This is a genomic window from Saccharothrix xinjiangensis (assembly GCF_039527585.1).
Lineage (GTDB): Bacteria > Actinomycetota > Actinomycetes > Mycobacteriales > Pseudonocardiaceae > Actinosynnema > Actinosynnema xinjiangensis.
On record NZ_BAAAKE010000021.1, the window covers coordinates 133,559 to 146,247 of the forward strand.

At 72.1% G+C, this 12,689-nt stretch carries 10 protein-coding genes and 2 pseudogenes; 8 read left to right on the top strand and 4 right to left on the bottom strand.

Annotated elements, in window-relative coordinates; genetic code table 11:
* Positions 1-25 precede the first annotated feature (25 nt).
* Both ABD223_RS43700 and ABD223_RS31330 read left to right on the top strand, forming a co-directional pair.
* Positions 26-130, top strand: a pseudogene (locus ABD223_RS43700) (Scr1 family TA system antitoxin-like transcriptional regulator); the annotation flags it as partial.
* A 25-nt stretch (positions 131-155) separates the two neighbouring features.
* Positions 156-398: pseudogene (locus tag ABD223_RS31330) on the top strand (Scr1 family TA system antitoxin-like transcriptional regulator); the annotation flags it as partial.
* Positions 399-554: 156 nt separating this feature from the next.
* Here the strand turns inward: ABD223_RS31330 and ABD223_RS31335 are convergent.
* On the bottom strand, positions 555-1,367 hold the full coding sequence (locus tag ABD223_RS31335; protein WP_344040241.1) for a MerR family transcriptional regulator: 813 nt from the start codon (positions 1,365-1,367) through the stop codon (positions 555-557).
* Between the two features lie 129 nt (positions 1,368-1,496).
* Positions 1,497-1,739, bottom strand: coding sequence for a DUF2630 family protein (locus ABD223_RS31340; protein ID WP_344040242.1), 243 nt, complete (start codon positions 1,737-1,739; stop codon positions 1,497-1,499).
* A 185-nt stretch (positions 1,740-1,924) separates the two neighbouring features.
* On the opposite strand from ABD223_RS31340, the gene ABD223_RS31345 reads away from it, so the two are divergent.
* Together ABD223_RS31345 and ABD223_RS31350 are read left to right on the top strand one after the other, a co-directional pair.
* Positions 1,925-3,682 (top strand): M14 family zinc carboxypeptidase, encoded by a 1,758-nt coding sequence (locus ABD223_RS31345; protein ID WP_344040243.1) that lies wholly within the window; start codon positions 1,925-1,927, stop codon positions 3,680-3,682.
* A gap of 355 nt (positions 3,683-4,037) precedes the next feature.
* Positions 4,038-5,624 carry a vWA domain-containing protein gene (locus ABD223_RS31350; protein WP_344040244.1) on the top strand — a complete coding sequence of 529 codons (1,587 nt, stop codon included), beginning with the start codon at positions 4,038-4,040 and terminating at the stop codon, positions 5,622-5,624.
* 258 nt (positions 5,625-5,882) lie between these two features.
* Here ABD223_RS31350 and ABD223_RS31355 read toward each other — a convergent pair whose 3' ends face one another.
* On the bottom strand, positions 5,883-7,517 hold the full coding sequence (locus tag ABD223_RS31355) for a glycosyl hydrolase family 18 protein (protein ID WP_344040245.1): 1,635 nt from the start codon (positions 7,515-7,517) through the stop codon (positions 5,883-5,885).
* A gap of 272 nt (positions 7,518-7,789) precedes the next feature.
* On the opposite strand from ABD223_RS31355, the gene ABD223_RS31360 reads away from it, so the two are divergent.
* Positions 7,790-8,884: a serine hydrolase domain-containing protein gene (locus tag ABD223_RS31360; protein ID WP_344040246.1), complete on the top strand. Its 1,095-nt coding sequence runs from the start codon at positions 7,790-7,792 to the stop codon at positions 8,882-8,884.
* A 225-nt stretch (positions 8,885-9,109) separates the two neighbouring features.
* Here the strand turns inward: ABD223_RS31360 and ABD223_RS31365 are convergent, their stop codons facing one another.
* Entirely contained in the window at positions 9,110-9,610 is a 501-nt protein-coding gene (locus tag ABD223_RS31365; RefSeq protein WP_344040247.1) for a heme-degrading domain-containing protein, read from the bottom strand.
* A 152-nt stretch (positions 9,611-9,762) separates the two neighbouring features.
* Between ABD223_RS31365 and ABD223_RS31370 the strand changes: the two genes are divergently transcribed.
* The 3 genes from ABD223_RS31370 to ABD223_RS31380 are packed head-to-tail and all read left to right on the top strand — an operon-like array spanning position 9,763 to position 12,608.
* A complete protein-coding gene (locus tag ABD223_RS31370) occupies positions 9,763-10,803 on the top strand; it encodes an ROK family transcriptional regulator (protein ID WP_344040248.1) in 1,041 nt (346 codons plus the stop codon).
* Positions 10,804-10,859: 56 nt separating this feature from the next.
* A complete protein-coding gene (locus ABD223_RS31375; RefSeq protein WP_344040249.1) occupies positions 10,860-11,609 on the top strand; it encodes a PP2C family protein-serine/threonine phosphatase in 750 nt (249 codons plus the stop codon).
* Between the two features lie 18 nt (positions 11,610-11,627).
* Complete coding sequence (locus tag ABD223_RS31380; RefSeq protein WP_344040250.1) at positions 11,628-12,608, top strand: hypothetical protein; 981 nt, start codon at positions 11,628-11,630, stop codon at positions 12,606-12,608.
* The last annotated feature ends 81 nt before the right edge of the window (positions 12,609-12,689 follow it).

Genomic DNA, 12,689 nt, shown 5'->3' on the forward strand with positions numbered 1-12,689 from the left:
TCCAGCTCAGGGCGACGTCCCCCGCGTGTCCCGGCCCTGCCACGACTTCGAGCAGGACGCCGACCGCATCCGGCACTACGGCGTGGAACCGGTGCCGGGGCTGCTCCAGACCGAGGCGTACGCGCGGGCGCTGTCCAGGCGCGGCGGGGTCCGACCGGGCGGTGGTCGACGACGTGGTGACCACCCGCCCGGAGCGGCAGGAGGTGCTGTTCCGGCAGCGGGCCGCGCGGGCGGGGTTCGTGCTGAGCGAGAGCTGCCTGCGCCGGGTGGTCGGCGGGGAGGAGGTGATGCGGGAGCAGTGGGCGCACCCGGGCTCCGTGACCAGGCGGCGCAACGTGCGGATCCGCTCGGCCGGCACGAGACCACCGGGCCCGCGCGGGGCACGGGGGCGTGCGTGAGGCACGGGGGCGTGCATGGAGCGGCCGTGGCGCGGGAGTGGCCGGGGTGCGGCGGTGTTGGCGGTGCGCGGCGGTGTGGCACGCGAAGTCCCGCGCGGGTGGCCCGTCGCCGTTCCCGCGCGGTCGTTCGCGTCCCCTCCGGGAGTTCGGTTCCCGTCAGGCCACCGGGAAGGCGACGTCGCAGACCTCGTCCTCCGCTCCCGAGGACGCCCAGTCGCCGAAGTAGACCTCGCGCGGCGCGGCGACGACGGTGCGGCCGTTCTCCTCGGCCCACCGGGCGACGGCGTCGAACGCCGACAGGATCTGCGGGTACACGACCTGCGCCTTGCGCAGCCGCACGTAGGCCTCGGTGTGGGCCGGTTCGACGCGGGACGCCACCTCCGGCGGCGCGCTCGCCGCGTCGATCGGGTAGCAGACCTCGGCGGGGCCGTTGCTGTCCTCGTTGACCTCCCCGTGGTAGATCACGTACGGCGGGGCCGACGCGCCGCCGTACGGTTCGGCCGCCTTCCTCATGCGCTCCCAGGAGGTGAGGATCCAGTCCTCCAACTCCGGTTGCAGCAGGTGACGCTGCTCGGTGAGGATCACGCGTTCAGGTACTTCCCGTTGCTCGACCCGGTACATCTCCAGCAGTCCCTCTCCGCTCGACAACACGACGCGGAGGTGCGCGGCCAGGCTCCGCTGGACGGCGATCCGCTCCTCGACGCCCGCCCAGTACGCGGCGAGCAGCCCGGCGCGGTCGGGCTCGGGCGCGGCGGCGATCCGGGCGACCTCGGTCAGCGGCATGTCCAGCCGGCGCAGCAGCGCCACCAGCCGGGCCCCGGTCAGCTGGTCCTCGCGGTAGCCGCGGTAGCCGTTGACGCCGTTCACCCTGGCCGGGCGCAGCAGGCCCTGGCGCTCGTACAGCCGGAGCGCCTTGACCGACAGCCTCGACCGGCGTGCGAACTCGCCTGTCCCCAGGAGCCGTTCCACCCGCGCATCCTCCACGGACCGGAACCCTGGTGCCTGCCCCAGGGGACGGGTCAAGCGGACCGGCCGAGCCGGCTGGTCGAGCGGACCGGCCGAGCCGGCTGGTCGAGCGGACGGGTCGGGTGCGGCGGCCTACTGGCGGTAGTTCTCCACCGTGCCGGGTCCGCGGGCCTCCGCGCCGTCCGGGTCCAGGCCCGCGTCACGGCGCGCCCGGCGCTGCCGGAGCAGGTCCCACGTCTGGTCCAGGGCGACCTCCACGTCGCGCAACCGCCGGGCGTCGCCCTCCGGCAGCCCCTCGCCGGTGTGCGAGTTCTCCAGCCGGTGCTCTTCCTCCACCAGCGCGGTGATGCGCGCGACCAGTTCCTCGTCCTCCACCACTCCTCCTCCACCCGGCCCCCGGGCCGGCCGCCGTCCGGGTCAAGATCCGGGTACCTCCGGGGGCAACCCTGAAACACACCGGTCGCGACCTGCGGTCATAACGCACAGCAATGGCCGGTTGGTGGGTGGGCAAGCAGCGCCGGGTGCTCCATCCTCCGAAGCACCCTGCCTAGGAGGAACGCGTGAAGTCGAGAAGACGCTCCCTGCTGACGCTGGCCGTGGCCGGTGTGGCGGCGGCCGCCGTGGTCACCGCGAGCCCCACGACCGCCGGACCCGCCCCCGAGGTCGCGGCGGCCCCGGCCGGTCCCACGTACGTGTACAAGGTGCGCGCCCCGCTGGGGTCCGCCGCGCAGGACCTGCTCGGGCGCGGGTTCGACGTGCTGGAGGACCGCGACGGCGAGCACCTGTTCGTGCTCGGCGACGCCGCCACGGGCGCCGGCCTCCGAGGAGCCGGGTTCACGGCGTTCGTCGACGAGGTGCTGCCCGCGCCCGAGTGGCAGCCGCCGGCCGCGAGGTCGCAGGTCGACGCCGCCAACGTCAACGAGACCTACTACGGCGGCTACCGCACCATCAACGCCCACTGGTCGCACCTGGACCAGGTCGCCCAGGACCGCCCGGACCTGGCGACCGTCGTCGACTACGGCGACTCGTGGCGCAAGACGCAGGGCGCGGGCGGCTACGACCTGCGGGCCGTGTGCCTGACGAAGAAGAACGCGGGCGACTGCGAGCTGAACCCGAACGCGACCAAGCCCCGGTTCTTCGTCATGGGCCAGCTGCACGCCCGCGAGCTGACCACCGGCGACGTCGCCTGGCGGTGGATCGACCACCTCGTCCAGGGCTACGGCGCCGACGCCGAGGTCACCGCGCTGCTCGACAGCACCGAGGTCTGGGTGGTGCCGATCGCCAACCCGGACGGCGTGAACATCGTCCAGCAGGGCGGCAACTCGCCGCGCTACCAGCGCAAGAACGCGAACACCACGAACGGGTCGAACTGCTCGGGCACGTCGTCCTCGCACGTCGGCATCGACCTCAACCGCAACACCGACTCGCACTGGGGCGAGTCCGGCACGTCGTCCAACCCGTGCGACCAGACCTACAAGGGCCCGTCGGCCAACTCCGAGGTCGAGACGCGGGCGCTCCAGGGCCTGTGGCGCTCCCTGTACCGCGACCGGCGCGGCACGGGCGCGGGCGACGCCGCGCCCGCCGACACCACCGGCGTCGTCATCTCCATGCACAGCTACTCGAACCTGGTGCTGTTCCCGTGGGGGTGGAGCGCGACCCAGAAGACCGGCAACGACGCCGCGCTGCGCGGCATGGCGCGGGACATGGCGTCGCTGGCCGGCGGCTGGCAGTACGGCCAGCCCGGCGAGGTGCTCTACAACGCGGCCGGCGCGACCGACGACTGGGTGTACGACGACCTGGGCGTCGCCTCGTTCGTGTGGGAGGTCGGGCCGTCGTCGGGCACGTGCTCCGGGTTCCTCCCGGCCTACTCGTGCCAGGCGTCGACGTTCTGGCCGACGACGCGGCCGATGCTGATGTACGCGGCGAAGAAGGCCGCCAACCCCTACGGCGGCGCGGGCAACCCGCCCACCGGGTGCGAGCGGCGGACCAACGACGCGGACGTGGCCATCCCGGACAACGGGGCGGCCGTGACCAGCACCATCACCATCACCGGCTGCGAGGGCGGCGCGTCGGCGTCCGCGCGGGTCGAGGTGCGCGTCAAGCACACCTACCGGGGTGACCTGGTGGTCGACCTGCTCGCGCCGGACGGGTCGGCGTACCGGCTGAAGTCGTCGAACGGCGACTCGGGCGACGACATCGACACCACGTACACGGCGGACGTGTCGTCCGAGGCGCGCAACGGCGCGTGGCGGCTGCGCGTGCAGGACGTGTACTCGGCGGACACCGGCCACCTGGACTCGTGGAGCCTGACCGTGTGAGCCAGGCGGGCCCGCGCGTCCCGGCGCGCGGGCCCGCCCCTCGGTGACCGGGACGGCCCGGAGCGGGTGGCGCGAACGTGGAACTCGGGGGTCCAGAGCGTTCGACGCGGTGGTCCTGAACGTTCGACTCGCGCGACCTGGGCGTACGACTCGCGCGACTCGGGCGTGCGACACGCCGGTGGGATCACCCGGTCGGGGGTGGTGGGCTGCTGTTCGCCGGAGGGGGAACCGGTGCGAAGTTGCTCTGCTCGGACCGTATTCGGGAGGTCGTGAGGTCATCCGCTTGTCGCGACCGGACAACGGTGTCCGGTCGCCCGGGCCCCCGGGCCCGGTAGCGCTAGCGGAAAGAGATCACATGCGCTCCTCTCCCAGGCGTGGCGTGCTGCTGGCGGTCGCCGCGCTGGTCGCCTCCACCACCCAGGCCACGGCACCGGCCGCGGCCGCGCCCGTCGCCTCCAGGTGCGGTCCGCTCGACGTCGTGTTCGTCCTCGACGACACCGGCAGCATGGGCGGCGCCATCGCCAACCTGAAGACCGGCGTCAACGCGATCGTCGACGACGTCGTCAGCGCGTCCGGCGGCGACTACCAGCTCGGGCTGGTGACCTTCAAGGACGACGTCACCGTCCACAGCGACCTGGCTCCCGGCAACGCGGCGGCGGTGACGGGCTACGTCACCAACACCCTCGCCGCGGGCGCGGGCGGCAGCGAGCCCGAGGCGTCCGACGAAGCCCTGAACACCGTGGTGAACAACCGGGCGGCGGCGGGCAGGCCGCAGAACGCCGACTTCGCCGGCACGTGGCGGTCCAACGCGATGAAGTTCGTCGTGCTGGTGACCGACGCCCGCCCCGGCGGCTTCGACGACGCCCACGGGCCCACCGACGTCGCCAACGCCGCGCAGTGGGCCAACGACGCCCTGGCGCGCGGCATCAAGATCAGCCCCGTGCACGTGCCGACGTCGACGGCGCACAGCCCGGTGATCGGGCCGATCATGCAGAACTACGCGACCACGACCGGCGGCCTGTACCTCCAGGCGTCGGCGACCGGCGAGGGCACGGCCGACTCGATCCGGAAGTTCCTGACCGACTGCCGGCGGACGGACGTGTTCGTGCGCGACCAGGTGACCGACACCGGCGCCGAGCCCAACCCGAACGGCACGGTGTGGAACAGCCCGGACATCAAGGTGTGCCCGGGGCTCGCGGACTGCGCGGGCATCCAGCCGGTGGTCGGCGCGACGAACTACGTCCACGTGAAGCTGAACAACCTCTCCGGCTCGGCCACCGGCACGCTCAAGGTCTACCGCACCCCCGCCGGCGGCGGCACGACGTGGAACAGCGCCACCAACGGCGACTGGGTGTTCGTGGGGCAGCAGGCGCTGACCGTGCCGACGGGCGGGGTCGTGGCCAAGGTCCCGTGGGCGAACGTCCCCGGTCCGGGCCACTTCTGCCTGCTGGCGCGGTGGGTGTCGGCGACGGACCCGATGACGTTCGCGGAGGGCCCGAACACCGCGCTCAACACCAAGAACAACAACAACATCGCCTGGAAGAACCTCCAGACCGTGCGCGGCCGCGTGCTGGAGCCGGTGCGGTCCTGGTTCACCCTGGGCAACGCGACCGGCCGGGAGGAGGTCAGGACCGACCTGGTGCTGACCGGTGAGAAGCCGGTGGCGGGCGCCGTGGTGATCGACCTCGGCCGGGAGCTGTTCGAGCGCTGGCGCGCGGGCGGCGGCAAGGCGGAGGGCGTGAAGCAGGTCGGCGAGACCGCGTTCCAGGTCGACCCGAGGCGGGCGGCGCTGCTCGGCGTGCCGCTGCGGGCGGGCGAGCGGTTCACCGCGGAGCTGACCTTCACCCCGGAGGCGCCGGGCGACTACCTGGTGAACCTGGTCCAACTGGTGGAGGGCGAGGACCACGGCGGCGTCGCCTACCGAGTGATCACCGACCGCTGACGAACGAACCCACCCGCCCGACCTGGACGTACGACACACCCGACCTGGACGTACGACTCGCCGAAACCCCGGCGAGTCGTACGTCCGGGACCCGCGAGTCGTACGTCCAGGTCGCGCGAGTCGTACGTCCGGACATCGCGAGTCGAACGTTCAGGTCCACCGTGTCGAACGTTCGGGACCGGTGAGTTCTGCGTCGGGATGCGGAAGGGCCCCGCAGGGGGGACGCCTGCGGGGCCCTTCCGGGTGGTGCGTGCGGGTTTACTTCAGGCCGCTGGCGATGGCGGTGACCAGCTCACCGTTGCTGGTGTCGCCGTCGAGGGACCAGAAGAAGGCGCCGCCGAGGCCCTGGTTCTTGGCGTAGGACATCTTGCCGCCGATGGTGGCCGGGGTGTCGTAGCTCCACCACTGGTTGCCGCAGTGCGCGTACGCGGTGCCGGCGATGGTGCCGGTGGCCGGGCACTTGGTCTTGAGGACCTTGTAGTCCTCGATGCCGGCCTCGTAGGTGCCGGGCGCGGCGCCGGTGGCGGTGCCGCCCGGGGCGGACTGCGTGACGCCGGTCCAGCCGCGGCCGTAGAAGCCGATGCCCAGCAGCAGCTTGGACGAGGGGACGCCCTTGCTCTTCAGCTTCTGGATCGCGGCGTCGGAGTTGAAGCCCGCGGTGGGGATGCCGGGGTAGGACGTCAGCGGGGAGTGCGGGGCCGTCGGGCCCTGCGCCGCCCAGGCGCCGAAGTAGTCGTAGGTCATGACGTTGTACCAGTCGAGGTACTGGGCCGCGCCGCCGTAGTCGGCCGCGTCGATCTTGCCGCCGTTGGAGCCGTCGGCGGTGATGGCCGCGGTCACCAGGTAGTTCTGGCCGAAGCGGGTGCGCAGCGCCTGGGAGAGGGTCTTGAACGAGCCGAAGCCGCTGGTGTCGCAGGTCAGGCCGCAGGCGTTCGGGTACTCCCAGTCGATGTCGATGCCGTCGAACACGTCCGCCCAGCGCGGGTCCTCGACCAGCTTGTAGCAGGACTCGGCGAACGCGGCCGGGTTCTGCGCGGCCTGGCCGAAGCCGCCGGACCAGGTCCAACCGCCGAAGGAGAACAGCACCTTGATGTGCGGGTACATCTTCTTCAGCTTGCGCAGCTGGTTGAAGTTGCCGCGCAGGGCGCCGGTGTCCCAGCTGTCGGCGACGCCGTCGACGGAGTTCGCGGTGGTGTAGCCCATGTCGTAGTCGGCGTAGGCGTCACCGATGGTGCACTGCCCGTTCTGCACGTTGCCGAACGAGTAGTTGATGTGCGTCATCTTCGCGGCCGAGCCGGAGGTGTGGATGTTCTTCACGAAGTACTGGCGGCCGTAGACGCCCCACTGGGTGAAGTACCCGAGGTTGATGCGACCGTGCGGCTGCGGGTTGCCCGTGGTCGTGGTCGTGGTCGTCGTCGGGGTGGTCGTGGTGGTGCTCGTCGTCGTGGTGGTCGTCGTGGTCGTGGTGGTGGTCGGGTTCGACCCGCCCGCCTCGCACGACGCGCCGTTCAGCTTGCAGTTGGCCGGGGCGGAGTACGCGCCCGAGTAGGTCACGTTGAAGCCGAAGCTGACCGAGCCGCCGACGCCCACGTTGCCGTTCCAGCTCGGCTTGACCGTGACGTGCTGGCCGCTGGTGGTCTGCGAGCCGTCCCAGATCGAGCTGACCCGGTGGCCGGCCGGCAGGTCGAACTCGACGGTCCAGGTGCTCAGCGCGGTGGTGCCGCTGTTGCGGATGGTGAACTTGCCCTCGTAGCCCGTGCCCCAGTCCGAGCCCTTGCTGAAGGTGGCCGAAACGCCGCCCGCGCCGCTCGCCGCAGGCGCGACGACCAGCCCCACCACCAACGTGGCGACCGCCACGAACAACGCTGTGACATGCCATCGGATCTTGGACATCGTGCTCCTCGTCAGGGAAGGAGTGCAGGGGATGTCACCATGTGGTTCAGACCACTTAACGGTCAAGGTCTAGACCATTTGTGTCACTCGAATGGAGTAGTGATCGTACCTCCGGAATCGGTTCCGCGGAAGCCGACCACTAGGGGGCTCCGCCGAAGCCGACCACTAGGGGGTTGTCAGACTTCGGTAGCACTCCGATCACCACCGTGGAGTGACGCCACGGCGCCGTCGTGACGGCAGGCTGGTGCCCTCAACGTCCAAGGGAGGACACGTTGAAGGTCAAGAGGGGAATCGCCCTGGCCGCCGCGATGGGGTTGGCGGTCGTGGGCGCGAGCGGGACGGCGGTGGCCGCCCCGGGCGGTCACCGGATCGACCGCGAGGTCGTGCAGGGGGCGCTGGACGAGATGGCGGCCACCGGGGCGCAGGGAGTCCAGCTCCGGGTCGTCGACGGGCGGCACGAGTTCACCGCCCGCGCCGGCACGGCCCGGGTCGGCTCGCCGCGCCCGGTGCCGACCGACGGCCGGTTCCGGATCGGCAGCATCACCAAGACGTTCGTCTCGACGGTGGTGCTCCAGTTGGTCGGCGAGGGCCGGGTGGAGCTGGACGCGCCCGTGTCCCGCTACCTGCCGGGCCTGCTGCCGGACGGCGACCGGATCACCGTGCGGCACGTGCTCCAGCACACCAGCGGCCTCTACAACTACACGGACGGGCTGCCGCTGGACCCGAGCGAGTTCGAGTCCATCCGGTACAAGACGTGGACGCCGGCCGAGCTGGTCGCCCTGTCCACGGCCAAGCCGCTGAACTTCGAGCCGGGCGCCGACTGGAGCTACTCCAACACCAACTACGTCGTGGCCGGCCTGCTGATCGAGGAGGTCACCGGCAAGCCCTACGGCCGGTCGGTCGAGCAGCGCGTCCTGCGCCCGCTCGGGCTGCGCGACACGTCCGTGCCGGGCACGCGGGTCGAGGTGCCCGGACCGCACGCCCACGGCTACGTGCGGGCGCACGGCCAGGTCGTGGACATCACCGAGCTGAACCCGTCCGTCGCCTGGGCGGCCGGCGAGATGATCTCGACGACCGCGGACCTGGAGCGGTTCATCGACGCGCTGCTGGACGGCCGCCTGCTGCGGCCCGCCCAGCAGCGGGAGCTGCTGACCACCGTGGAGGAGGGCTACGGCCTGGGCATCGAGTCCACCGAGCTGCCGTGCGGCGTGACCGCGTGGGGTCACGGCGGCGGCATCCCCGGCTACTCCAGCACGCTGCTGAGCACCCCGGACACCAAGACGCGCCTGGCGGCCTCGGTGACCTCGACGCCGGACGGCGGGCCGGTCAACGGGGCGATGGAGTTGTTGACCGAGGCGTTCTGCTGAGCCGGGTGTTCTGCTGAGTGGGGTGTTCGGCTGAGTGAGGTCGTCCGCCGGGTGAAGCGGTTCCGCCGAGCGAGGTGGTCCGCCGAGCGAGGTGGTCCGCCGAGTCGGCTGCTCGGTGCGAGGGGGCTCCCCGATCCCGGGGGAGCCCCCTCGCGTCCGACCGCGCCAGGGGGTGGGGCGCGGTCGGAGGAGGGCGGCGGCCGGGGCGGCCGGCTGCCGCCGGGGTCAGCGGGTGGCCAGGAACTCCTCCAGCCGTCCCACCACGAACGCGTGGTCCTCGGCCTGGGGCAGGCCGGAGACGCCGACCGTGCCGACCACGCCGACGCCGGCCACGGTCACCGGGAAGACGCCGCCGTGCGCGGCGTAGCGGTCGGGGTCCAGGCGGGAGTCGGCCTCGAACGTCCGGCCCCTCGCCCGGAAGCCCTCGCCGACGCGGTAGGAGCTCTGCCCGTAGCGGTCGACCACGCGGGACTTGCGGTCGATCCACGCGTCGTTGTCCACCGACGTGCCCGGCAGGGCCGCGTGGAACAGGCGCTGCCCGGCGCGCCGCACCGAGATCGTCACGGGCAGCCCGGCCGCGCGGGCCGCGTCCAGCAGGAACGCGCCCAGGGCGAGCGCGACCTCGTTGTCGAAGGACGTGAACACCAGCCTGGCCTCCTGCTCGGCCAGTTCGTCCAGCAGGCTCACGGCGACACCACCCCGTCCGGCGCCCCGGGTCGACCACATGTCGACAAATCGTCAGATGACCTGTTCCTGGTCGGGGACTCCTCCGCCGGCCCGGACCGCGCGGGGCGCGAGTCGGACAACCTGGTGCTCAGGGACATGAACCCATTAAAGCAACACTGTGTAGTAATAGCCAGGCGTGCCATGATGACCCCGTGCCCAACTTGCGCTTCCTGCGGGGATACAACGACGCGGTGGTGCTGGGCCTGGCCCGGTCCGGCGCCGTGACCAGGGTCGAACTCGCCGAGCGCAGCGGCCTGACCCCGCAGGCGGTGTCCAAGGTCGTCGGCAGGCTCATCGGCGACGGCCTCCTGGTCGAATCCGGCACCCGCAACGTCGGCGTCGGCAAACCGCGCACCCTGCTCAAGCTCGTCGCCGACAGCAGGCTCGCGCTCGGCGCCCAGGTCGAGCGCGACGAACTGCGCGTCGTGCTCACCGACCTCGCCGGCACCGTCCTCGACCGCGCCGTCGCCCCCCTGCCACCCGACTTCGACCCGCCCACCTTCGTCACCGAGCTGACCCGCCTCGTCGACGGGCTCCGCAACGACCGCCTCATCGGCGTCGGCATCGGGTTCGTCGGACCCCTCGACCACCGCACCGGCGTCGTCCACGACCCCACCGGCCTCACCGCCTGGCACGACGTGCCACTGCGCTCGTGGGCCGAAGAACGGCTCAACCTGCCCGTCGTCCTCGACAAGGACACCAACACCGCCGTGGTCGCCGAGGCGTGGCGACGCGGCGAAGAACTGCGGGACGCCGTCCTCGTGCTCGTCGGCACCGGCCTGGGCATCGGCATGCTGCTCGACGGGCGCGTGCACCGCGGCGTGCGCACCAACGCCGGCGAGTACGGGCACACCACCCTCCAACTCGACGGCCCGCGGTGCGTGTGCGGGCGAGCCGGCTGCGTCGAAGCGCTGCACAACCTCGCCGCCGCCCGCGGCGACCTCGTGGGAGCGACCTCCGTCGTCGGCGTCGCGGTCGCCGACCTCGTGCAGCTCCTCGACATCGACCACGTGGTCCTCGCGGGCCGCGCCGTGCTCGCCGAACCCACCGCCTACCTCGACGGCGTCCGCGCCCGGCTCCCCAAGGACGAATGGCTGCCCGTGGACGTGTCGATCACCCCCCTGGGTGACGACGTGGTCGCCGCCGGAGCCGCCATGCTCGTCCTGAGCGAGTTCTACGGCCGACCCCGCTGACCCATTTTGGAGATGCCCTGCTCACGGGCACTCGTGCGGGTGATTCACTATCCGGCATGTATGCGCTCCGGTACGCCGTCGGCACCGACCCCGGCCTGCGCCGTGAAGCGAACGAGGACTCGGTGTACTACAGCGAGCGCCTGTTCGCCGTGGCCGACGGAATGGGCGGCCACGCGTACGGCGAAGTGGCCAGCTCGATCGCGGTCGGCGTCATGGCCGAACTGGACACCGACACCGACGACCCCCTCGGCGCCCTCTCCGAAGCGGCCCGCCAGATCGCCATCCGGCTGACCGACCTGGCCGAGGAGAACTTCGACATGCGCGGCATGGGCACCACGCTCACCGCGCTGCTGTGGGACGGCGAGCGGTTCGCCGTCGGGCACATCGGCGACTCCCGCTGCTACCTCGTCCGCGACGGCGAGCTGACCCAGGTGACCCGCGACCACACCATGGTCCAGGCCCTGGTGGACGACGGGCGCATGTCCGCCGAACAAGCCGACGAGCACCCCGGCCGGTCCATGCTCATGCGCGCCCTCCAAGCGGGCAGCGAGCACGACCCGGACCTGTTCTTCCACGACGTCCACGAGGGCGACCGCTACCTGCTCTGCTCGGACGGCCTGTCCGACGTGGTCTCCGCCGGCGAGATCGCCACCCTGCTCACCACCGACCCGGACGGCGACGACACCGTGCGCGCCCTCATCGCGGCCGCCAACGAACGCGGCGGACCCGACAACATCACCTGCCTGCTGGTCGACGTCGCCCCCGCGAACAACCCCGCGTGGCTGCCGAACTGGCTCGCGCGCTGAGGACGGGAGCCCAGACCCGTGCAAGCTGACCTGCCCCCGCACGTCGACCTCGCGTGGCGCGACCCGGACCTGGAGCACGCCGCCCGCGCCCTCGTCGTCCGCGACATCGCCCCCGCCCTCGAGCTCCTCGCCCGCGACGCCCCACCCGACCAGCGCGACCTGCGCGTCGAGGTGCTGGGACAAGCGGGGCAGGACGTCCTGGTCGACCTCGACGTCGCGGCCGAGCACGAACCCGACCGCCTGCTGCTGCTCGGCAGCGCCCTCAACGCCGCCGCCTGGTGGGCCAGGGGCGCGCTGTACGCCGAGCACACCACCGACGAACAGCTCGAACGGTTCATCGACCTCACCAGCCGGGCCAGGGAGGCGCTGAGGCGCGCCACCGAGGCCGCACCGGCCGACTCGGCGCCGTGGAGCGCTCTCATGAGCTGCGCCCTGGGCGCCCCCGAACGCGAAGGCGAAGGCGGCGAGGTCTTCGCCGGCGTGGTGGCGAGGGCGCCCGACCTGGTCTCCGCCCACGAGCGCAGGCTCCAAGGCCTGGCCGCCAAGTGGTACGGCAGCCACGAGCAGATGCTCGACTTCGCGCGGGGGAGGGTCGTCGACCTGCCGAACGGGCACCCGCTGCTGGCCCTGGTGCCCGCGGCCCACATCGAAGTCCACCTGCACGACAGCACCGCACCCGGCATGATCCGGAGGTGGCGGGCCATGGACTACCCGGGGCGGCGGATCGTGCGAGCCGAGGTCGGCGCCGCGTCGGACCGGCTGCTGGCCGGCGGGGGAACCGAACGGGCCCACGCGCGGTGGATCAGGGCGAACCAGGTGTTCGCCGCTTACTACAACTCGGTGGCGGACGTGGCGGGGTTGAAGCCCGAGGACGCGGCGCGGTTGGCGCGGCACGTGGCCGAGGGGGGCGAGCGGCCGGCCAGGTGGCCTTGGGGGTACTTCGGCGATCACCACGTGGCGTTCGAGAAGGCCCGGAGGCTCGCGGCGGAGTTCCGCTGAGCGGGGTTCCGCTGAGCGGAGTTCCGCTGAGCGGATCGGGCAGCGGGTGTCGCGGGTGAGTGGTAGATCTTGACGGCGGGC